General features: G+C 60.9%; 17 protein-coding genes. 9 read left to right on the top strand and 8 right to left on the bottom strand.

Features of this window, described 5'->3' with window-relative positions; translation table 11 throughout:
- Positions 1–39: 39 nt before the first annotated feature.
- From AC1D17_RS08960 to dxs, 4 genes are all read left to right on the top strand, one after another.
- Entirely contained in the window at positions 40–306 is a 267-nt protein-coding gene (locus AC1D17_RS08960; protein ID WP_477565055.1) for a type II toxin-antitoxin system Phd/YefM family antitoxin, read from the top strand.
- Positions 303–749 carry a PIN domain-containing protein gene (locus tag AC1D17_RS08955; protein ID WP_477565054.1) on the top strand — a complete coding sequence of 149 codons (447 nt, stop codon included), beginning with the start codon at positions 303–305 and terminating at the stop codon, positions 747–749. The genes AC1D17_RS08960 and AC1D17_RS08955 overlap by 4 nt, the downstream gene beginning before the upstream one ends.
- A gap of 115 nt (positions 750–864) precedes the next feature.
- Positions 865–1,788 (top strand): pirin family protein, encoded by a 924-nt coding sequence (locus tag AC1D17_RS08950; RefSeq protein ID WP_477565053.1) that lies wholly within the window; start codon positions 865–867, stop codon positions 1,786–1,788.
- A 165-nt stretch (positions 1,789–1,953) separates the two neighbouring features.
- Complete coding sequence (dxs, locus tag AC1D17_RS08945; protein ID WP_477565257.1) at positions 1,954–3,867, top strand: 1-deoxy-D-xylulose-5-phosphate synthase; 1,914 nt, start codon at positions 1,954–1,956, stop codon at positions 3,865–3,867.
- A 117-nt stretch (positions 3,868–3,984) separates the two neighbouring features.
- Here the strand turns inward: dxs and AC1D17_RS08940 are convergent, their stop codons facing one another.
- Complete coding sequence (locus AC1D17_RS08940) at positions 3,985–5,088, bottom strand: OpgC family protein (protein WP_477565052.1); 1,104 nt, start codon at positions 5,086–5,088, stop codon at positions 3,985–3,987.
- A 230-nt stretch (positions 5,089–5,318) separates the two neighbouring features.
- Positions 5,319–7,142: a methyl-accepting chemotaxis protein gene (locus AC1D17_RS08935; protein WP_477565051.1), complete on the bottom strand. Its 1,824-nt coding sequence runs from the start codon at positions 7,140–7,142 to the stop codon at positions 5,319–5,321.
- 339 nt (positions 7,143–7,481) lie between these two features.
- Between AC1D17_RS08935 and AC1D17_RS08930 the strand changes: the two genes are divergently transcribed.
- A complete protein-coding gene (locus tag AC1D17_RS08930; protein ID WP_477565050.1) occupies positions 7,482–8,288 on the top strand; it encodes a TlyA family RNA methyltransferase in 807 nt (268 codons plus the stop codon).
- Positions 8,285–9,535 (top strand): class I SAM-dependent RNA methyltransferase, encoded by a 1,251-nt coding sequence (locus tag AC1D17_RS08925; RefSeq protein ID WP_477565049.1) that lies wholly within the window; start codon positions 8,285–8,287, stop codon positions 9,533–9,535. The genes AC1D17_RS08930 and AC1D17_RS08925 overlap by 4 nt, the downstream gene beginning before the upstream one ends.
- Before the next feature lie 91 nt (positions 9,536–9,626).
- Here AC1D17_RS08925 and mcpU read toward each other — a convergent pair whose 3' ends face one another.
- The 4 genes from mcpU to AC1D17_RS08905 form a co-directional block, all read right to left on the bottom strand.
- Positions 9,627–11,729 (bottom strand): methyl-accepting chemotaxis protein McpU, encoded by a 2,103-nt coding sequence (gene mcpU / locus AC1D17_RS08920; RefSeq protein WP_477565048.1) that lies wholly within the window; start codon positions 11,727–11,729, stop codon positions 9,627–9,629.
- A 280-nt stretch (positions 11,730–12,009) separates the two neighbouring features.
- The gene (locus AC1D17_RS08915) at positions 12,010–13,092 is read right to left on the bottom strand and encodes an extracellular catalytic domain type 1 short-chain-length polyhydroxyalkanoate depolymerase (protein ID WP_477565047.1); all 1,083 of its coding nucleotides are present in this window, start codon (positions 13,090–13,092) and stop codon (positions 12,010–12,012) included.
- A gap of 169 nt (positions 13,093–13,261) precedes the next feature.
- A complete protein-coding gene (locus AC1D17_RS08910; RefSeq protein WP_477565046.1) occupies positions 13,262–14,014 on the bottom strand; it encodes a crotonase/enoyl-CoA hydratase family protein in 753 nt (250 codons plus the stop codon).
- A gap of 25 nt (positions 14,015–14,039) precedes the next feature.
- A complete protein-coding gene (locus AC1D17_RS08905; RefSeq protein ID WP_477565045.1) occupies positions 14,040–15,821 on the bottom strand; it encodes an acyl-CoA dehydrogenase in 1,782 nt (593 codons plus the stop codon).
- Positions 15,822–16,024: 203 nt separating this feature from the next.
- Between AC1D17_RS08905 and AC1D17_RS08900 the strand changes: the two genes are divergently transcribed.
- Positions 16,025–17,017 carry a transporter gene (locus AC1D17_RS08900; protein ID WP_477565044.1) on the top strand — a complete coding sequence of 331 codons (993 nt, stop codon included), beginning with the start codon at positions 16,025–16,027 and terminating at the stop codon, positions 17,015–17,017.
- A gap of 64 nt (positions 17,018–17,081) precedes the next feature.
- Here AC1D17_RS08900 and AC1D17_RS08895 read toward each other — a convergent pair whose 3' ends face one another.
- The gene (locus AC1D17_RS08895) at positions 17,082–17,561 is read right to left on the bottom strand and encodes a BA14K family protein (RefSeq protein WP_477565043.1); all 480 of its coding nucleotides are present in this window, start codon (positions 17,559–17,561) and stop codon (positions 17,082–17,084) included.
- A gap of 188 nt (positions 17,562–17,749) precedes the next feature.
- Here AC1D17_RS08895 and AC1D17_RS08890 point away from each other — a divergent pair, with 188 nt between their 5' ends.
- Both AC1D17_RS08890 and AC1D17_RS08885 read left to right on the top strand, forming a co-directional pair.
- Positions 17,750–18,760, top strand: coding sequence for a glycoside hydrolase family 25 protein (locus tag AC1D17_RS08890; RefSeq protein WP_477565042.1), 1,011 nt, complete (start codon positions 17,750–17,752; stop codon positions 18,758–18,760).
- Between the two features lie 199 nt (positions 18,761–18,959).
- Complete coding sequence (locus tag AC1D17_RS08885; RefSeq protein ID WP_477565041.1) at positions 18,960–20,582, top strand: phosphoethanolamine transferase; 1,623 nt, start codon at positions 18,960–18,962, stop codon at positions 20,580–20,582.
- Between the two features lie 59 nt (positions 20,583–20,641).
- On the opposite strand, the gene AC1D17_RS08880 is transcribed toward AC1D17_RS08885, so the two are convergent.
- Positions 20,642–20,857, bottom strand: a complete 216-nt coding sequence (locus AC1D17_RS08880; RefSeq protein ID WP_477565040.1) for a hypothetical protein — start codon at positions 20,855–20,857, stop codon at positions 20,642–20,644.
- Positions 20,858–21,039 lie beyond the last annotated feature (182 nt).

Raw genomic sequence — 21,039 nt, 5'->3', positions numbered from 1 at the left:
GCTAAAAAGGTCACTTGTGACCCTTTTGGGAAAATGGCCATGCCCACGATCAGCCTGAAAGAAGCGAAAGCGTCGTTTTCTCACGTCATCGACAAAGCTGCGTCAGGCGAATTCGTGACGATTACGCGCCATGGCCGCGCAGCAGCAGTGATGGTCAGCGTCGGGGCTGCGGAAGCAGCACGGAAGGCACTCGGCATCAATCGTCCGAGTCTTGTGCATTATCTCAGAACATTTCCGACTGATTTTGACGCCGGTGACGATGTTTTCGCTCGCAATCCGGCTCCATCGAGAGATGTCGACCTGTGAGCGGGTTTCTGTTGGATACCAACGCTATCTCGATGTTTGCACCATCGCGCGGCGAACCGTCACAGGCTTTCGCGGCATGGATCGAAGAACAGGAACAGTCAAACGCCATCTACCTCTCGGCCGTGACCGTCCACGAAATCGAAAAGGGCATCAGGATACTGGAGACGAGGGGAGCCACATCAAAGGCTGACACTCTGGCTATCTGGCTTCTTGGGCTCGCATCCGCCTACGCCGACAATATCCTGCCGCTTGATGGCGCCGTGGCCAGAATTTCCGGTGAATTGGAGGCACGCGCCATATCGGCTGGGCACAATCCAGGCGCAGCGGACGCCATGATCGCCGGAACGGCAAAGGCACATGGCTTGACCGTCATCACCAATAATCTCAGAGATTTCGAGCCGTTTGCAGTGGCTGCCAAATCACCCGATCAAATCGCTGGCTGATTTCGGCAAACAGCCGTTGACCGTGATGCGACGGCGTTCGATCATCCTGATTATGCAGGACAACAAACTGGCTTTCGGACAATAGTTTCACTGCCAATTTGAGAGGAGACCGCCCATGAGCTTCTTTCCCGGACCAGACCCCGTAGCCGGCGATGCGCCGGCGTGCGATGCGATCGAGCATCTGATCATTCCGCGCACCAGCGATATCGGCAATCTGCAGGTGCGCCGGGCGCTGCCGACGGCAAAACGCCGGCTGGTCGGGCCGTTCATCTTCTTTGACCGGATGGGACCTGCCTTGCTCAAGGCCGGGCAGGCGCTGGACGTGCGGCCGCATCCGCATATCGGGCTCTCGACCGTCACCTACCTGTTCGACGGCGAAATCAAACATCGCGACAGTCTGGGGACCGAAATGGTCATTTCGCCCGGCGATCTCAACCTGATGACGGCCGGACGCGGAATCGTGCATTCGGAGCGGTCGCCGGAAAACCTGCGTGGAAAACCACAATCGATCTCCGGCCTGCAGACCTGGCTGGCCCTGCCCGACCAGTATGAGGAGATCGACCCGATCTTTGCCCATACCGAAAAGCGCGACCTGCCATCCTTCAATGTGGATGGTCTGGAAGGCCGGGTCGTCATCGGCCAGTTCGAAGGCATGAAATCGCCGGTCTCGGTGTTTTCCGACACGATCTATGTCGACCTCCGGATCGAACCGGGCAAGAGCGCCCCGTTCGCGGCGCAGTGGGAAGAGCGAGCGCTCTATATCCTCGAAGGCGAGGCGATCATTGCCGGCGATCATTTTGCCGACAATCAACTGCTGGTTTTCCGGGCGGGCGATGCGATTACTGTCAAAGCCGGTCCGGCGGGCTGTCATGTCATGCTGTTCGGCGGGGCTGCCCTTGGCTCTGCCCGGCATATCTGGTGGAATTTCGTTTCCTCGTCCAAGGAACGGATCGATCAGGCCAAGGAGGAATGGCGCACGGGCCGTTTCGACATCGTGCCGGGGGATGAAGAAGAGTTTATCCCTTTGCCCGAGCGGTAATCTTCGTTAAACTCCTTGTTTGCGCCGCAAGAAAACCCGTTTTTGCAATCCATAACGAAACTGTTTAAAGACGCGGTTCCCAGCGGACACCCCACTTGAAATCGCGGCTTTCCCTAAGACGCGAGAACGAAGGCCTTCAGCGTGACACAACTGCCAGTCAACCCTATGCCGGCGACCCCTCTTCTCGACCAGGTGACCTATCCTGAGGATCTGAAGAAGATTGACGACAAGGACCTGCCGCAACTGGCAGCCGAGCTGCGCACCGAAATGATCGACGCGGTGTCGCGCACCGGCGGGCATCTGGGCGCCGGTCTCGGCGTCGTCGAACTGACCATCGCCATCCATAAGGTCTTCAACACGCCGCATGACCGGCTGATCTTCGATGTCGGCCATCAATGTTATCCGCACAAGATCCTCACCGGCCGCCGCGACCGTATCCGCACGCTGCGCCAGGAAAACGGCCTGTCCGGCTTCACCCGCCGGGCCGAGAGCGAATACGATCCCTTTGGTGCCGCCCATTCATCGACCTCGATTTCCGCCGGCCTGGGCATGGCGGTGGCGGCCGATCTGTCCGGCGAGCATCGCAATGTCATTTCCGTCATCGGCGATGGCGCCATGTCGGCCGGCATGGCCTATGAGGCGCTCAACAATGCCGGCGCGCTGGATGCGCGGCTGATCGTCATTCTCAACGACAACGACATGTCGATCGCGCCGCCGACCGGCGCGATGAGCGCCTATCTGGCGCGCCTTGCCTCCGGCCGCACCTATATGGGCTTCCGCGACCTCGGCAAGAAACTGACCGCCTATCTCGGCAAGACCGTCGACCGGGCGATCACTCGCGCCGTCGAACATGCGCGCGGCTATGTCACCGGCGGCACGCTGTTTGAGGAAATGGGGTTTTACCATGTCGGCCCGATCGACGGTCACTCCTTCGATCACCTTTTGCCGGTCCTGCGCAATGTGCGCGACAACTCCAAGGGCCCGGTGCTGATCCATGTGGTGACGCAGAAGGGCAAGGGCTATCCGCCGGCTGAAGCGGCGGCCGACAAATATCATGGCGTCAACACCTTCGACGTTATCACCGGCGCGCAGGCGAAAGCCAAGCCGAATGCGCCGGCCTATACATCCGTCTTTGCCGAGGCGCTGACACAGGAGGCAGGTTTTGACGACAAGATCGTCGCCGTCACCGCGGCCATGCCGTCGGGAACCGGCCTCGACAAGTTCGCGCTGGTGCACCCCTCGCGCTGCTTCGATGTCGGCATTGCCGAGCAGCATGCGGTGACCTTTGCCGCCGGGCTGGCTTCCGAGGGCTACAAGCCGTTCTGCGCGCTCTATTCGACCTTCCTGCAGCGCGGTTACGACCAGGTGGTGCACGACGTGGCGATCCAGGGCCTGCCGGTGCGCTTCCCGATCGACCGCGCCGGTTTCGTCGGCGCCGACGGCCCGACGCATGCCGGTTCGTTCGACACCACCTATCTTGCCACCCTGCCCGGCTTCGTCGTCATGGCGGCGGCCGACGAGGCGGAACTCAAGCATATGGTGCGCACCGCGGCCGCTTATGACGAGGGCCCGATCTCGTTCCGCTATCCGCGCGGCGAAGGTGTCGGCGTCGAGATGCCGGAGCGCGGCCAGATCCTCGAAATCGGCAAGGGCCGGGTGATGAAACAGGGCTCGAAGGTGGCGCTTTTATCGTTCGGCACGCGTCTGGCCGATTGCCTGCTGGCCGCCGAAGACCTCGATGCGGCCGGGCTTTCGACGACCGTCGTCGATGCCCGCTTTGCCAAGCCGCTCGACCACGACCTGATCCGCCAGCTGGCGAGGCACCACGAGGTGCTGATCACCATCGAAGAAGGTGCTGTCGGCGGTTTCGGCAGTCATGTCCTGCAGTTCCTTGCCTATGAAGGCCTGCTCGACAACGGACTGAAGATTCGGTCGCTGGTTCTTCCGGATATCTGGATGGAACAGGCCAAGCCCGAGGCGATGTATGCCAAGGCGGGCCTCGACCGTGCCGGGATCGTTTCGACCGTGTTTAAAACGCTCGGTCAGAAACAGCAGATCGGCTCAAGCGTCGCGGGCTGAGCGGCGGCAACTGCCACCGGCATCGATAAATCTCCTAAAAGCTGTGGCGGCGGCAGTGCCCGTGTCACCGCCAGCCTTGCGCTGCACGGTTTCCCGCATCGCCGATAGAGGCTGATCTCAGACGGTGCGGCGCAAGCCGTAGAGCCGGGGCCCTGTTCGTGCAATCTTTCGGACCTCAAGCATCCAGCCGGTTGCCAGCTGCAGCGCGCAGCCGCCGGCAAGCAGCAGGAGCTGAACCGCAAGCGGCATGTCCGGGCTGTGCCTCATCAACACCGCGGCGGCAAACGACAGCAGCACCCCGGCGGAGAAGACCGCCAGGCTGTGGCGCCCGGCGGCGCAGATGAGCCGCAATGCCGGGTGATCGGCGCAGGCTTTCACGGCGGGGATATTCCAGGCGAGATAGAGGATCGCCAGAACATTGAGAATCCGCAACGGGCCGCCATTGGTCTTGGACACCAGCTGATGGTGAAGCCCGCCAAACGGCGGGTCAACGACGCCCAAATGAACAGCCAGATTGGCAGGAATGGCGGCGATCGCAAGAACGGCTGCGGCTGCAAATACGGCTCGGTTGTAAGGCAACACCGGCTGGCCGCGTTTCATGCGCACGCCGAGATAGATCCCGATCACGAAGATGAACTGCCATGACAACGGATCGAAATACCAGGTATGGCCTTCGAGGGCTGCGTTTGGGAGATTGATATGGCCAAGACCGGCAACGAACCAGACGGCACAGGAAAGCCCCAGCAGGGCGCTCCTCGACCAATCATGCAGCAGAAAGACAAACGGTGCGATGAGCAAAAGGACGACATACATCGGCAGAATGTCGAGATTGCCAGGCATGTAACCCAGCAACAGGGCCTGAAGACCATGGTGAAAAGGGTCCTGCCAGAAATCCGTCATCTCGGCAGCCCATGCCGTCTGATCGAACGCCCCGATGATGACGGCCGATATCGTCAGCATGATCGCAAAAAGCAGCAGGTGCACGAGATAGAGGCGCAAGGCCCGCTTCCATGGCCTTTCCAACTGCAGCCCGGCGTCCGGACGATAATAGGCGAGAGCGGAAGACATGCCGGCCAGAAGCACGAAGATTTCGGAAGCGTCGCAAAAGCCGCGTGAATGCTGGAACGTCAGCGAAAACGTGAACTCCGCGTGACCGATGAAAATAAGCAGAAGCGACAGGCCCCGCAGAAGGTCTATTCTGTTCTCCCGCTGGCCGTTCATTCGTGGTCCCCAAGGTTGCCATCGTCGTTTGATGCGCGATCAGGCCTGTTCCTAGGGTAAAATCGTTACTCTCCAACCCGATGCCAACGCTACAATTTTAGCGATCGATCATTTTGGCACGGCGTCGGCGCCGCCACCCTGCCGGAATGAACATCCGCACGGTTTGTCAGCAGTTTGACCCCGGCGATCTGTAAACCGCCGGGGCTTCGACACATCAGCGATGCACCGCCTCAGGCGGCGCGCCGCGAACCGTAGGTTGCCGTCCCGGACGAACCCCTGCCAGCATCAAGCTGGAACTGCGCGATCAGTTCGCGCAGGCGGCTCGCCTCGTTGGCGAGCGTCGCGCTCGCCGCATTGGTTTCCTCGACCATGGCGGCGTTCTGCTGGGTGACCTGGTCCATCTGGTTGACCGCCGTGTTGACTTCGGCAAGGCCCACCGACTGTTCGCGGGCCGAGGTGGCGATCGCGTCCATATGCTGGTTGATCGTCACCACATAGGTCTCGATGGTCTTCAAGGCATCGCCGGTGTCGCGAACCAGCTTGACGCCGCCTTCGACCTCGACGCTCGAATTGCGGATCAGCTCCTTGATCTCCTTGGCGGCCTTTGCCGAACGTTGCGCCAGTTCGCGCACTTCCTGGGCGACGACGGCAAAACCCTTGCCGGCATCACCGGCACGGGCAGCCTCGACACCGGCGTTCAACGCCAGAAGGTTGGTCTGGAAGGCGATCTCGTCGATAACGCCGATAATGTTGGAGATCTGGCTCGAGGATTCCTCGATGCGGCGCATCGCCTCGACCGCGTTGGCGACGACCGCACCCGACTGGGCGGCGCTTGCATTGGCCTGAACCGCAACAGAGCGGGCCTCGTCGGCGCGTTTTGAAGAATTCGAGACATTGACGGTGATCTGGTCGAGTGCGGCTGCCGTTTCTTCCAGCGAAGCCGCCTGCTGTTCGGTGCGGCGAGACAGATCGTCCGAGCTGGAACTGATTTCTCGGGTGCCATTGTCGATCGCACCCGCGGCCTGAGCAACGGCTGAAAGCGTGCCGCTAAGCTGATTGACCGCGGCATTGAGATCATGACGCAGCGCTTCGAAATCGGGGGCGAAAGCATCGTTGAGTTGGAAGGAGAGATCACCGGCCGCAAGGCGGCGCAGACCGGCCGCAAGACTGGAGGTTGCCTGCAAAAGACGCTGCTGCGCGGCAGCCTCGGCTTCGGCCGTCAAACGGATGCGCTCGGCTTCGGCGCTTTCCCGGTTCGCCAGCGCATCTTTCTCCAGTTCCCTGTTGGCAATGGCAGCCTTGCGGAAGATTTCCACGGAACCGGCCATTTCGCCGATTTCATCGTTGCGGCCCGAATACGGTACCGCGGTCTCGGTGTCGCCGGAACCGAGGCGGCGCATGGCCTGCTGCATTCGCTTGAGCGGGATAGTCACACCGCCAATCACCATCCAGATCGAAAAGACGACCACGCCGATGGAGACGGCCGCAATCACACTCATCCACATGACAATGGTGGACTTCAAATGGTTCGCGGCGTTGAATTCTTCCTGAGCAACGCGGAGTTGCAACGAGACCAGATCGCTGATCGGCGTGGCAAGCGGATCGATCGTCGGGTAGAGCTGATGGGTAACGAACGCGTCGAGGGACGATTGATCTTTTCGCGAAACGATGTCGATCAGCGTATTGATCGCGCCCTGAGAATTGCCGCGAAGAACTTTGAAGTCGTCAGCCAATTTTCGCTCTTCGACGGTCATGTCCGTTGCCGCATAGGTTGTCCAGGAACGATCAATGGCTTCCACGGCGACGCGTAGGGCCTTCTCGCCACTTGCCCAGTCGACCGCACCGCTCCTGATCTTGTGAGCCGTATCGACAATGTTGACAGCATACATATCCGCGACAACCTTCAAATGGGCCATTGGCACAACCCGATCCATCACGATTGTTCGGGTCCGTTCGGAGATGGATTGCAAAGCGACAAATGCTACGCCGCTGGTGATCAACAGCAGGATCGCCACAAAGGCGATGCTGAAAATGAGCTTGAATCTGATGGACATGCGGACACCCTGGTTTGCAAGAAGGATGGGTCCATCATCCTATTGTTAAGATTACAATTTTATTAAATTAGCAAATATACATGTTGAGGGCTGCGCTTTTCAACCATGCCGTTTCGAAATTGCATGACACACCCTTCCACGTGACCTCAGAATGGCAAAGCGGGTTTGCGCCCCCGGCAATAAGGAGACATTTTTGAACAGGTCTCATGCGCAACGAAAGCGCAGAGAAATCTTGTGGCTTGCCCGTTGCCGGTCATCAACAGACGTTGGCGGGAGCATTATTTGGTGCAGGATCGGCAAAATGCTTGCCATCCCGGCTTCGACGCGCCATGAGAACCCATGTCAAACGAACCAAAAACCTCCGTCCGCCTCGACCAGCTGCTTTTGAACCTGGGGCTTGTCGCCAGCCGTTCGCGCGCACGCGATGCGATCCAGCGCGGCACCGTCACCGTCAACGGCCGCGTCGTCACCAAGGCGAGCTCCACCTTTCCCGAGGATGCGACCATCGCCATCGATGATCCCGTCCAGCCCTATGTTTCGCGCGCGGCGCTGAAACTGAAAGCCGGCCTCGAGCATTTCAAGCTGTCGCCCGAAGGGCTCGACTGTCTGGATATCGGCGCTTCCACCGGCGGCTTTACCGAAATTCTGCTGCACAATGGCGCTGCCCATGTCATCTCCGTCGATGTCGGCCACGGCCAGTTCCATCCGCGCCTGGACGCCGACCCGCGTGTCACCAATATCGAGGGCCTGAACGCCCGCGTGCTGGATGAGGATCACCTTGAAGGCCGCGAGATTTCCTTCATCGTTTCCGACGTCTCGTTCATCTCGCTGAAACTGGCGCTGCCGCCGGCGCTCGATCTGGCCGAGCCCGGCGCCCATTGCATTCTTCTGGTCAAGCCGCAATTCGAAGCCGGCCGCGAAGCGATCAGCAAGGCGGGCCTGCTCAAGGACCCGGAAAGCGCTCCTGCGGTCGCGGCCGAACTGGAGCGCTGGCTCACCGAGGATATGGGCTGGGAAAGCCTCGGTCTCATCCCCTCGCCGATTTCCGGCGGTGACGGCAACGAGGAATATCTGCTGGCCGGTCACAAGCCGCTCGACGAAGACGACGCATTGGACGACGACGCCTCCGCGGACGAAGAAGCATGAGCACGGAAACGCTGACTATCGAGAAGCTCGGCCAATCCGGCGACGGCATCACCCGTGGTCCGTTCGGCCCGGTCTATGTGCCGTTTACGCTGCCGGGTGAGACGGTGGCCTTGGCGGTCAACAGGGACAAGGGCACGGTCATGTCGATGACCGATATCTCGCCTGAGCGCGTCGAGCCCAAATGCCGGCATTTCGGGCCGGACGGCGAGAACGGCACCTGCGGCGGCTGCAGCCTGCAGCATGCCAGCGACGGTCTCTATCAGAACTTCAAGCGGCAACTGGTTCTCGATGCCTTCAAGTCGAAGGCGCTGCAGGCCGATGTGGCACCCCTGGTGCTTGCCCATCCCGGCGAGCGCAGGCGCACAGTGTTTACGGCGCGGCGCACGGAAAAAGAGCTGCTGCTCGGCTATAACCAGCCAGAGACCCATCACATCGTCGCGATATCGGAATGTCCCATCGCAAGCCCCGGCATCGTCTCGCGGCTTGCAACCATCCGGACAATTGCCAATTCCATGGCGGTCAATGCGGAGCCATTCCGCATCACCGTGCTGGAAACCCTGTCCGGCCTCGATCTCGCCTTCGAGGGCATCAAGGCGATGGACGACCGGCAGCGGCGGATGGCGGTCGAAACCGTGCTCGCCCAGAAGGGCATTGCCCGTCTCAGCCTCAACGGTGAAATTCTGGTTGAACCGGTCAAACCGGTGATCGATTTCGGCGGCGTTTCCGTTTCGCCGCCGCCCGGCAGCTTCACGCAAGCGACAAAGCCGGCCGAAGAGGCGATGGCGGAGCTGGTGATCGCGCACCTGGGCAAGGCCAAGCGCGTCATCGATCTCTTTGCTGGATCGGGCACTTTCTCGCTGCGCATCGCCCGCAAGGCGCGTGTTCATGCCGTTGAGAGCGAAGACAAGCCATTGAAGGCGCTTGATTTTGCCGCCCGCAACACGCAGGGCCTGAAGCCTGTGACCGTGGAAAAGCGTGACCTCTTCCGGCGTCCGATGATGGCCTCGGAACTGAAGGCCTATGACGCCATCGTCTTCGACCCGCCACGTGCGGGCGCCGAAGTCCAGACGAAGGAAATGGCCCGCTCCGGCGCCAAGAAGATCGTAGCGGTCTCCTGCAACCCGGTAACGCTGGTGCGCGACCTGCGCATCCTCGTGGATGCGGGCTACCGGATCACGTCCGTGACCCCGATCGACCAATTCCTCTGGTCGTCGCATGTGGAAGTCGTGGCAACGCTGGAGAAGTGAGTTTCGCAGCTGCTCTTCGCGCTTCACCGGAAACTTCAACAAAAAAGGCCCGGCTTTCGCCGGGCCTTTTTTGTTGTTCGAATTGCACCTATCACGCAGCGCGGCGGCCATACGCCTGTTGTCTTGCCGGCGCCGACGACTGGCCATCGCCGATGTTGAACTGGGCCAGCAGATCGTTGAGCGCTGCCGCTTCCGAGGCAAGCCCGTGGCTGGCGGCGGTCTGTTCCTCGACCATGGCGGCGTTCTGCTGGGTGCCCTGGTCCATCGTGTTGACGGCCGTGTTGATCTCCTGCAGGCCGGTCGACTGTTCGCGGGTGGAGGTGACGATCGCGCTGATATGCGTGTTGATCTCCTGAACCTCCGAGACAATCGTCTGCAGCGACTGGCCGGTTTCCCCAACCAGCGCCACACCGGCGCGGACCTGATCGCCCGAGGTGGTGATCAGCGCCTTGATTTCCTTGGCGGCTTTGGCAGAGCGCTGGGCAAGCTCGCGCACTTCCTGGGCGACGACGGCAAAGCCCTTGCCGGCGTCCCCTGCACGGGCCGCTTCGACGCCGGCGTTCAGCGCCAGGAGGTTCGTCTGGAAAGCGATGTCGTCGATGACGCCGATGATGCTGGAAATTTCGCCGGAGGACTTTTCAATGCCCTGCATGGCGTTGACAGCATTGCGAACGACTTCGCCGGACTTTTCGGCGCCGGCGCGGGTGCGGGCAACCAGCTGGCCGACCTCTTCGGCGCGGCGGGCGCTATCCTTGACCGTGGTGGTGATCTCTTCCAGCGCAGCGGCGGTTTCTTCCACCGAGGCGGCCTGCTGCTCGGTGCGGCGGGCAAGATCGTCGGCGGCCGTGCGGATTTCGCTGGCGCCGGCATCGATGGCGCGGGCATTGGCGCCGACGGCCTTAAGCGTCTGATGCAGCTTGCTCACCGAATTGTTGAAGTCGGCGCGCAGGCGGTCGAGATGCGTGACGAACGGAACCGAGATGCGGTAGCCGAGGTCGCCGTCGGCAAGACGTCCAAGACCGGTCGCCAAGGCCTCGACGGCGTGCTGGATATCGACGGTTTCCTGTGCCTTCAGGGCTTCGCGCTCAAGGCGCTCCTGCTCGGACAGCGAACGGCCGCTCTCGGCCTCACCTTCGAGACGCACGCGCTCGATGGCATTGGTGCGGAACACGGCGACGGCGGCGGCCATCGAGCCGATCTGGTCGCGGCGTTCCTGGCCGGGGATGTCCGCCTTCAGGTCACCGGCAGCCAGACGTTCCATGGCGCCGGTCATATCGGTGACGGGACGGATAACGAGGCGGCTGAGCAGGGTTGCAAGGAAGGCGATCATCACGCCGACGGCCAGAAGCGTGGCGATGGTTGCGGCAATCCGGAACTGGCCGATAGCGGAATAGGCGACATCGGCATCAACGGCGAAACCGACATACCATTCAACCGTCGGCAGGCCGGCAACCGGCACGAAGCTGACCAGCATCGGCTTGCCGTCCAGCTCGGTCTGCATGATCGACGAGCCGATCGACGGTGTTGCGGCCGGGAAAGCATCGGCAAGCGTCTTGGTCACCAGCTTGGCATCCGGATGGACGAGGATCTGGCCCGACTTGTTGACGAGGAAGGCAAAGCCTTCGCCCCCGACATCGATGGCCTTGACCATGTCGACGAGTGTCTTGAGCGAGAAATCGCTGCCGGCCACGCCGACAAGCTTGCCATCCTTCTTCACCGGCGCTGCGGCGCTGATGATCAGGTCGCCACTCGACGCATCGACATAGGGGTCGGTGAGCACGCTGCCATTGGCCTTGACCGCATCCTGATACCAGGGGCGCTTGCGCGGATCGTAGCCCTCCGGCATCGGCATCAGCGGCCAGGTGGTGAACTTGCCGGTTTCGTCACCGACATAGGTGCTGATGAATTCCTTGACGAGAACATCGTTGTTCAGGGTGGCTTCAAGGCCGGCCTGATCGGCGGTGCCGCCGACTGCATCGGCAATCATGGCCGTCAGCGTGACACGGCCGTTCAGCCAGTTGGCGACGCTCTGGGCGGCCTGTTTGCCGGAGGAGGAAATATTCTCCTCGACAGCGCGGGTCGTCACGGCATGCTGGAGGCTGTCGATATAGACGGAAAAGCCGGCAAAGGCGGCAATGACGACGAAGGACGCGGCGACAAGAATGCGCGTCATCAGATTCGATTTTTTGGACAAGGCAGGCTTCCCTAATGCGGCCGGGCTGTAGCGCCGGGCGGAGGCTCGAACATGTCCGCACGCAGGATCGGCAGGCAGCGCTGACGCGCGAAACCGTTCCAGAATGCGGGAATGGGATGACATGCCACGATGGGCGAAGACGCGCGCCTCATGCGCCCGACAGGGACCGATAGGCCGGACCTGTGAATGTCCGGACCATATTAGCCGCCGCTTAAGGCAGGGTTAAAATCTCATTGCAGGAAAAGTGAGGACTTCACGGGCATTTTGCGAAGGCGGCCGCCTATTCGGCCGCCTGTCTGAGCGCTCCAAGCTGAGGCCGCTTCTTCAAGCCCCAGGCGGTCGCCAGATGCATGGACGAGGAAATGCCGGCATCGAGCATGAAGGGGCCGGGAGTGTCGGCCCTTGTCCGTGATGCCTGCCTCGGCTTCAGCGGCGTACCGTGTCCCATGCCGTCGATCAGATAGAGTTCGACGGCGACCCTGCCGGACTGATCCTTCCAGACGCGGTGGAGATGGCCATCGACCTCGTTCTGCACATAGGCCTCGCCTTCAAGACCGTGCACGTCAAGCCATTGCTGAAGCAGCGCATCGGCGTTTAAGGTCGAGACGGTCTGATCCTTGGTGCCATGCCAGATGGAGACTGCAGGAAAATCACGCGTCACAGGCGATGCGGCCCGCACGAGATCACCCCATTCGCGCGCTGTCCGCTCAGGCGGCGACTTCATGGCGGCAAGCGCCCGGTGCACGTCACGCGCCGCGCCATAGGGCAGCCCGGCGATGACGCCGCCGCCGCAAAAGATATCAGGATAGGCCGCCAGCATTGCCGCGGCCATCGCGCCGCCTGCCGACAGGCCGGTGACGAACACGCGCTTGGGGTCGATCCCATGGGTTGAAGCCATCTTGGCAACCATCTGGCGGATCGACATGACCTCGCCGCGATCGCGCGTGACGTTGCTCGGGCGAAACCAGTTGAAACAGAGATTGGCGTTGTTGGAGCGCTTCTGCTCGGCATAGACGACGGCAAAGCCGCGTTCGCGCGACAGTGTCGACCAGCCGCTGCCAAGGTCATAGGCTTCGGCGGTCTGGTGACAGCCATGGAGCACAACGACCAGTGGCGATTTTTTCGGCAGACCGGCGGGGACATAGCGCAGCATGCGCAGATGGCCGGGATTGCTGCCGAACGCCTTGACCTCTTCCAGCCTTGCGGCCGATCGGGGCTTGATCGCTGCTGCTGCCGGTAATTTTGCGGGTGCTGCGGAAACCAGAACCTTGCGCGTCGCGTTGACGGCCTTGGAAAGCGTCTTTTCCCAGCGCCGGTGCTGCTTCAGCATATCGGAGAGGGAAAACCTGAAACGAGACCGCATGGACGAATCCTTGACTTGCCGGCACGCTCCCAATGCCGGAATTCCTCCACGCAACAGGGTTCAATATGGGGTACACCCCGCCATCCGGCAAGGTCGGGATGGCATATGAATCGCAAGGCAGGCGGCATGCCGCCTCTTCTCCCCGACGGGGAGAAGAGAGATATTCCAATCAGCGGCGCATGAAAGCCTCGAAAGCCGCACGCGCTTCGGCGCTCTTCAATTGCGCGGCAAAGTATTTTGCCTCTTCATCGATGCGAGCCAGCACGTCTGACCGGTCGCCGCGAATGAGGTTGCGCGCGATGCGCAGCGCTTCCGGCGGCTTTTTCGCCAGACTTTCGGCAAGCGCCATCACCTCGTCCTCGATCGCATCGGCACCGGCGATCTTCCAGATCAGCCCGGCCTCCTGCGCGTCGGCGGCCGTGAACGCCTCGCCGGCGGCCAGAAGCGCAAAGGCGCGCTGATGACCCGCAATACGCGGTACGATCAGGCTGGAGGCCGCCTCTGGCACCAGGGCCAGATCGACGAACGGCGTCTTGAAGGTCGAGCGCGCCGAGGCGATGGTCATATCGCAGTGCAGGTGGATCGTCGTACCGATACCGATCGCCAGGCCATCGACACCGGAGATGACCGGCTTGGCGGCACCGGCCAGAGCCTTCAGGAACTCGATCACTTCCTGCCCCATCGCCCCGCCCATGGCGAACGCCATGAAATCGGCCATGTCGTTGCCGGCTGAAAAGCAGCCTTCGGTGCCCAGAAACGCGGTGACGCGAATGGCGTCGTCGGTGCCTGCGACGATGAGCGCATTGGCCATCTTGGCGTACATCGCCCGCGTGATGGCATTCTTCTTGGCCGGCCGGTTGAAGCGGATGACCTGAACGCCCGGATAGGCTTCTGGCCGCTCGATCAGAACGTCATCGGTCATGGTCATCTCCTTTGCGCCTTTTCGATCAGGCAAGTGCGATACGGGCGCTGGCAAGGCTTGCGGCACCTGTGACGATGGTGTTCTTCAGCGCCACCGTTTCGCCCAAAAGGTTTTCGGCCGCGAAACGGCAAAGCGCGATGCGGACATCACGGCCACCATCGCCAACCTCGGCCAACCCGCCCTTGGCGAGATAGACGCCGGTCAGCGTCAGGCCGAACAGCCGCTGATAGGCGGTTGCCCCGGCGAGCGCTTCAGCGGCTTTGCCTTCGGCGAGGCGCGCAAGCAGCCATTCCGTCGTCTCTTCCAGATCGGCGATCGCATCGTCAAGACGGCTGCCGGTTTCGCCGAAACCGGCAAGGTTCGATGCCCCTACCTCTTGAGCCACCGCCTCCAATTCGGCGATGAAACCGCGCACATGGCCGCCATCCGACAGGGGCAGCTTGCGGGTGACGAGATCGATCGCCTGGATGCCATTGGTTCCTTCGTAGATCGGCGCGATCCGGGCGTCGCGCAGGTAACGCGCGGCGCCGGTCTCTTCGATGAAACCCATGCCGCCGTGAACCTGGATGCCCATGGAGGCGGCCTCGATGCCAACATCGGTGCCGAAGGACTTGGCGACCGGCGTCAAAAGACTGGAGCGCTCCTGCCAATAGCGGGCCTCGTCACCCTTTGAGACATGCGCCCGGTCGACGGCACGGGCGCAGGTGAACGCGATGGCGCGGGCGCCCTGTGTCAGGGCTTTCATGGTCAAGAGCGTGCGGGCGATATCGGGGTGTTCGATGATCGGGCTCATGCCCGCGCCCTTCCAGCCGGGCGCCTTGCCCTGCGTGCGTTCGCGGGCATAGTTCAGCGCATGCTGGGTCGCGGCGTCAGCCATCGCCACACCCTGTATGCCGACGGCAAGCCGGGCATTGTTCATCATCGTAAACATGCAGTTGAGGCCCTTGTTTTCCTCGCCGACGAGATAGCCGACAGCACCCTTTTCCGCGCCGAACCGGCCGTCGCCATAGACCATGGTGCAGGTCGGCGAGGCATGGATGCCGAGCTTGTGTTCGAGCGAATGACAGAACAGATCGTTGCGGGCGCCCAGCGAACCGTCGGCATTGACGAGGAATTTCGGCACCAGAAACAGCGAGATGCCGCGCGTTCCCTCCGGCGCCCCGGCGATCCGCGCCAAGACCAGGTGGACGATATTTCCGGTCACTTCGTGATCGCCCCAGGTGATGAAGATCTTCTGGCCGAAAATCCGGTAGGTGCCGTCGTCGCGGCGCTCGGCGCGGGTCTTCAGGACCCCGAGATCGGAGCCTGCATGCGGTTCCGTCAGGTTCATCGTCCCGGTCCATTCGCCGGAAATCATCTTTGCGAGGAACGTTGATTTGAGCTCCTGGGATCCATGCTTCTCCAGCGCATCGACGGCGCCCATGGTCAGCATCGGCGCCAGCGCGAAGGCCATCGATCCGGCATTCCAGAACTCCATGGCAGCGATATGCAGCATATGCGGCAGCGCCTGGCCGCCGAATTCCTCCGGCGCCGTCAGGCTGTTCCAGCCGCCGGCCGCCCAGTTGCGATAGAGGTCGCTCCAGCCTTCGGGCACCTGTACCTTGCCATCGACGAGTTTCGAGCCCTGCCTGTCACCGATATCGGCCAGCGGCGCGACCTCTTCGGTGGCGAAGCGGCCGGCTTCACCGACGATCGCGTCGACCAGATCCTCATCGAGATCACCGAAAATGCCTGCAGCCAGATCCTCGCCGAGCCCAGCCACGTGCTTGAGCGTGAACAGAATTTCCTCAACCGGTGCCTTGTACATCGCCGTATCCTCCCGCAGCCACATGACAACATTGCCGTCCCTCAGTCCAGCAATGGCGTGTTCGTTGGTCCCGAAATTATTGATTTTTACGTAAACGTCAATATTCGATTGAGCCTGTTATCCCGGCTTGCCGCTGCCCATGTAACAAAACTGTCATGAAACCCGAATACAGCGAAGTCTGCCTCCGCCCGGAACAATGCTGCATGAACCTGATCTCGTCCGAAATACCGGGGCTCGTCTGGGCCTATCGTTTCCTGCCGGGCGAAAGCCGTTGCGTGCGGATCGCCGCCGATTCCTCCATAGATGCACTGATGGAGGGCGACGGCTGGGTCTGGCTGCACCTGGCGCTGAGCGATGCCCGCACCCCTGCCCTGATCGAACGCATCACCACCCTGCCACAGGCAGCGCTTTCAACGCTGATCAGCCATGATACACAGGCGGCCATCGCCGTCTCCGACGATATCGTCTTTGGCACGCTGGTCGATTTCGAGCGCACCTTCGACGCCGAGACGAAAACCATCGGCTGGCTGCATTTCGCCGTTACCGAAAAGATCATTATCACCACGCGGCTGCACCCGTTGCGCAGCATCGACCGGGTCAAGGCGGCCGTCGAGAAAAATGCCCGCTGCGCCCGGCCGATCGACCTGTTCGAAATGATGGTGGTCGAATTCCAGCGGACCTTGATCAGCCTCGTGCTGGAACTGACGGAAGACCTCAACGTCATCGAGGATGATGTTTACGGCGAGGCCGGGCACAACCATCAGCCGCGCCTGGCGCCGCTGAGGCGAACCGCCGTGCGCCTGCATCGGCACCTGCGCACACTGTTGGCCCTATTGCGCCGGGCTGGAACCTCGGAAGAGGACGAGGTGCCGGAAGGGTTCATCGACGTGGCCGAACGTCTGTCGGACAGGCTCGAAGCCGTGGACCGCGATGTCTTTGCGCTGCAGGAACGGGCCCGCCTGCTGCATGAAGAGATCGACAGCAAGCTGTCGTCGGAGACCAACCGCCATCTCTACATCCTGTCGCTGATGACGGCCTTCCTTTTGCCGCCGACGCTGGTCACCGGCTTTTTCGGCATGAACACCAGCAGCCTGCCCTTTGCCGACGGCATTCACGGGACGTTGATTGCCGGGCTGTTCATCCTGCTGTCGATGGGACTGGCCTGGACGATCCTCAGGCGGATCGGAATCCTCTAATCCGCACAAAAATGGCCGGAGACAAAGTCCCCGGCCTTAAGTCAGTGCTGATCAAATCACCGTATCAGTAAGGAGAAATGCACTGCCTGCGCGGGCCGTAGTTCGGCTGATAAGTGTTGTCGTAGGCGCGGTAGCTGCGATAGCGGTTATAGCACCATTCGGTATGGCTTCCGCCGTAGCGCACCGGAGGCTGGGCTATGGCACCGCCGATGATGGCACCGGCCGCAAACGCGCCGAGCGGGAACCACCAGCCATTATATTCGCGGTATCCCGGCCGGTAATAGTTGTAGCCGCGATGACCGTTGTAATAGGAATAGCCGCCACGGTGATAATAGCCATGCCTGTTATTATTATAGTGACGCCTGTTGTTGTAATGGCGCCTGTAATGGCCGTCGCGGTGCGAAATTTGGACGATTTCGACATTCGCGCGTTCAGCCGTGACCGGAACCGGGATCTGGGTGAAGGCCTGCGACGGTGTAAATGACGTCGCCAGCAACACGGCGGACAGCGCCAGCGATGCTGCCTTTAAACTGAAAACACCCATGAGGGGCTCCTCCTTCAATTGCTATCGAGCTATATTGTCTTGCCGATAGAACGATTTGCGGCTGTTTTTGTTCCACGGCACCACAACTAAGCATGTCCGGCAAACACGCGCTAGACGTGTTAGGCCAAGTCTCAATGAAGAGGCTTAATGTTAACCTTCCCTTAATTATCTTTCCGCACCCTCTTCTCATGGAAAAGCGCCGGATCGCACGTTTGGGCAAGTTTTTCCGCCTCGCCGTTTTCCTCGGCGTCGCGCTGATCCCCAACGCAACATCGGCACGCGATCTCATGCCGTGGAAATCAACCGACCATGCGCTGGTCATCGATGCCTACGAACTCAACATCATCGACTGGGACGCAATGCTGCAGGACAAGCGCATTGCCGGCTTCATCTCCAAGGCATCCGACGGACTGCCGGAGAGCTTTGCCTGTACCGGCGATCATGCCGGCGACACGGTTGCCCACTGCAAGACGATGTGGCGCAAATATGCCGTCAGCCGGGAACTCTACCAGACACGGCGCCTCATCGCCCGGGCAAGCGGCCTTCTCTGGGGAGCCTACCACCTCGCCCGCCCCGGCAACCCGGTCGATCAGGCCAATCATTTCCTCGACTATGCCGCGCCGCGCGACGACGAACTGATGGTGCTCGATATCGAGGGCATCGATCCTGAAAAATACATGTCGCTGGAAGACGCGGCCATTTTCGCCGGTCATATCCGGACCCGCACCGGCCGTTATCCGATGCTCTACACCAATCACACCACCGCCAAGTATATCGCTGCCAACCGCGACCGCTTCCCGATCCTGTCGCGCCTGCCGCTCTGGTATGCCCGCTACAAACCGGGCATCGGCAATGTCTTTCCGATGGGGAACTGGGATGCCTACGCGCTCTGGCAGTTCTCCGCCGCCGCCAACTGCGGCAAGCGGCGTTGCCCCTACCGCGTCGCCGGAACGCTCACCGACATCGATGTCAATGTCGCGGCGATGAATGCCAAGGCACTGAAGGCTGTCTGGGCCAAGGGCGAGCTTCTGCCGGCAAAGCCGCTGGACAAGCCGCTTCTGATCGCCTCGGGCAAAGCAGGGGCTTTCTCGGGCGCTTTCTCGAGCGTTAGCATAGGCGTTGATATGACCGTGACGGGATCGATCGGGCCCGTTTCCGCTGAACAGATTGCCTCAGCCAGCAGCATGCACAACCATTGAGGTCTTCGGCTCGGCCTCCCGACCCATGGCGCCAGTGCGCCCGGTCGCAGCTTTGGAATGCGCTTTTGGCCGTCGTGGCCAAAGCCCCAGACGTTCAGCCTCCTGTCAGCCGGCAAGCGCAAGAGGAGGAAAATCGTCACCGTCCCTGCCTTGATTGCCGGAGCCTGTCTTGAATTTTCGCTCGATAAAGCGACCCACCATGGGCAGCATACCGCTCAGCCTGCTGGTCGCCCTCTACATTCTGTGTCTCCTGAACCTGACCTTCTGGAACGAAGTCTTCTATGTGTTCGGCGGCCTCCACCTTGGCTTCTATACGTTTGCCGCGGCAATAACCCTGCTTGTCTTTGCAGGCGTCGTGATGTTCTCGGTCAAATACCTGGTCAAGCCGTTTCTGATCTTCCTCCTCATCGCCGGAGCGATTTCCGCCTACTACACGGATTTCTTCGGTGTGGTGATCGACAAGGAAATGATCCGCAACGCCGTGGTGACGACGCCGCAGGAGGCCGGTCATCTGGTTACGACTGCGTTTGTGCTGCATGTCCTCATCTACGGGATCCTGCCATCGATGCTGGTATGCCTGATCCGGATCAGGCACCGCCCGTTCATCGGCAAATTTTTCGTGAACCTTGCGGTCATTTCGCTCTGCCTGTCGCTCTGCATCGGGCTGATTGTCTCGGATTATTCGGGGATCTCTTCAAATATCCGCGAACATCGCGACATGATGGCAAAGCTGACGCCGTTTGCCGCCATCACCTCGGCAATCGGCCTGGGGGTCAGCACCTATCGCGAGATCGGTATCGTCCGTGCTCCGCTGGGCACAGACGCCAAACTTGGCCCGATCTATGCCCAGACGCAAAAACCCGTCGTCACCATTATCGTCGCAGGCGAAACCGCGCGGGCCATGAACTTCTCCTTGAACGGCTATGACCGGGAAACCAATCCGGAACTGAAAACACTTGGTGTGACGAACTTCATCGGGACGACCAGCTGCGGAACGGCGACGGCCGTTTCACTGCCCTGCATGTTTTCCGTTTATGGCAGAAAGAACTATTCCGACCGCAAGGCGCGCTCCACCGACACGTTGATGGACGTCCTGCGCCGCGCCGGCATTGACGGCTATTGGTGGGACAACAATACCGGCAGCAAGGGGATCGCCGATCTCGTCAGCTTTGCCAGCCTGACCAAGCAGAAGAACAGCAAACTCTGCAAGGATGGCGAATGCCTGGACGACATTTTCCTGACCAAACTCGATGAAAAGCTAGCCGGCATCACCAAGAACACCGTCATCGTTCTGCACCAGCTCGGCAGTCACGGCCCGGCCTATTATCTGCGCTATCCGGAAGAGTTCCGCCGCTTCAAGCCCGATTGCCGTACCCCGCAGCTCTCCGATTGCTCGCGCGAGGAGATCGTCAACGCCTATGACAACAGCATCCTCTACACCGACCACAACCTGTCAGAAGTGATCAAGCTTCTGAAGAAGCATCAAGGCACGGTCGATGGCGCGATGATCTATATGTCGGACCATGGCGAGTCGCTCGGCGAGAACGGATTGTTCCTGCATGGCGCGCCCTACATGTTTGCGCCCGCAGAGCAGACCCACGTCCCCTTCATCGCCTGGTTCTCCGACACCTATGCGCAACTGACCGGCCTGGACCGAAGCTGCCTTCAGAGCCATACAGACGCTCCAACCTCGCATGACAACCTGTTTCACACCGTGCTTGGCATGATGAACGTCGTCACGAAAGTCTATAATCCGGGCCTTGACGTGTTTGCAGCCTGCCGCTCGAAGGCGAAGGCGAACCCGGTTGTGCCCCAATCCTGAGCACGATTAGCGAGGTGATTGTTGCCGCACGCGGAGGTGCCGGCAATCCGGGCGCCTGCTCATGCGCGCCTGAGATCGGCGGGCGCTCTTCCGGATAGGGGGATCTGGGGAATACGCACAGGATGTGCGCTTTTGACATTCAGCGGGGCCGGCATGGATAGCTCTGCTTCCAGGAGCGCCATCTCGATAAGGAACACGAGCATCTTTTTGTCACTGCGCTCGGCGCTCATCTTCGACGCCTGGAGAAGCTCGTAAGTCAAATCTTTGGTTCGCATTTTTCACGCCCCGTATCGATTACCCTTCGAAACTAGAGAGCGCAACTTACGCGAACCTTGCCGCCAATGAACATCTTATGATGGTGAGCCGCTTTGAAAGGCTGGCGTCATCCCCTCTCCCCGCATGCGGGGAGAGGGCTAGGGTGAGGGGCAATCCTGCGCAGAAATACGTCCGCTCGTCT

The organism is Pararhizobium sp. P1_E7 (genome assembly GCF_056405855.1).
Note: the sequence above shows the minus strand (reverse complement) of the source record. Positions and strands in the feature narration are given on the sequence as shown.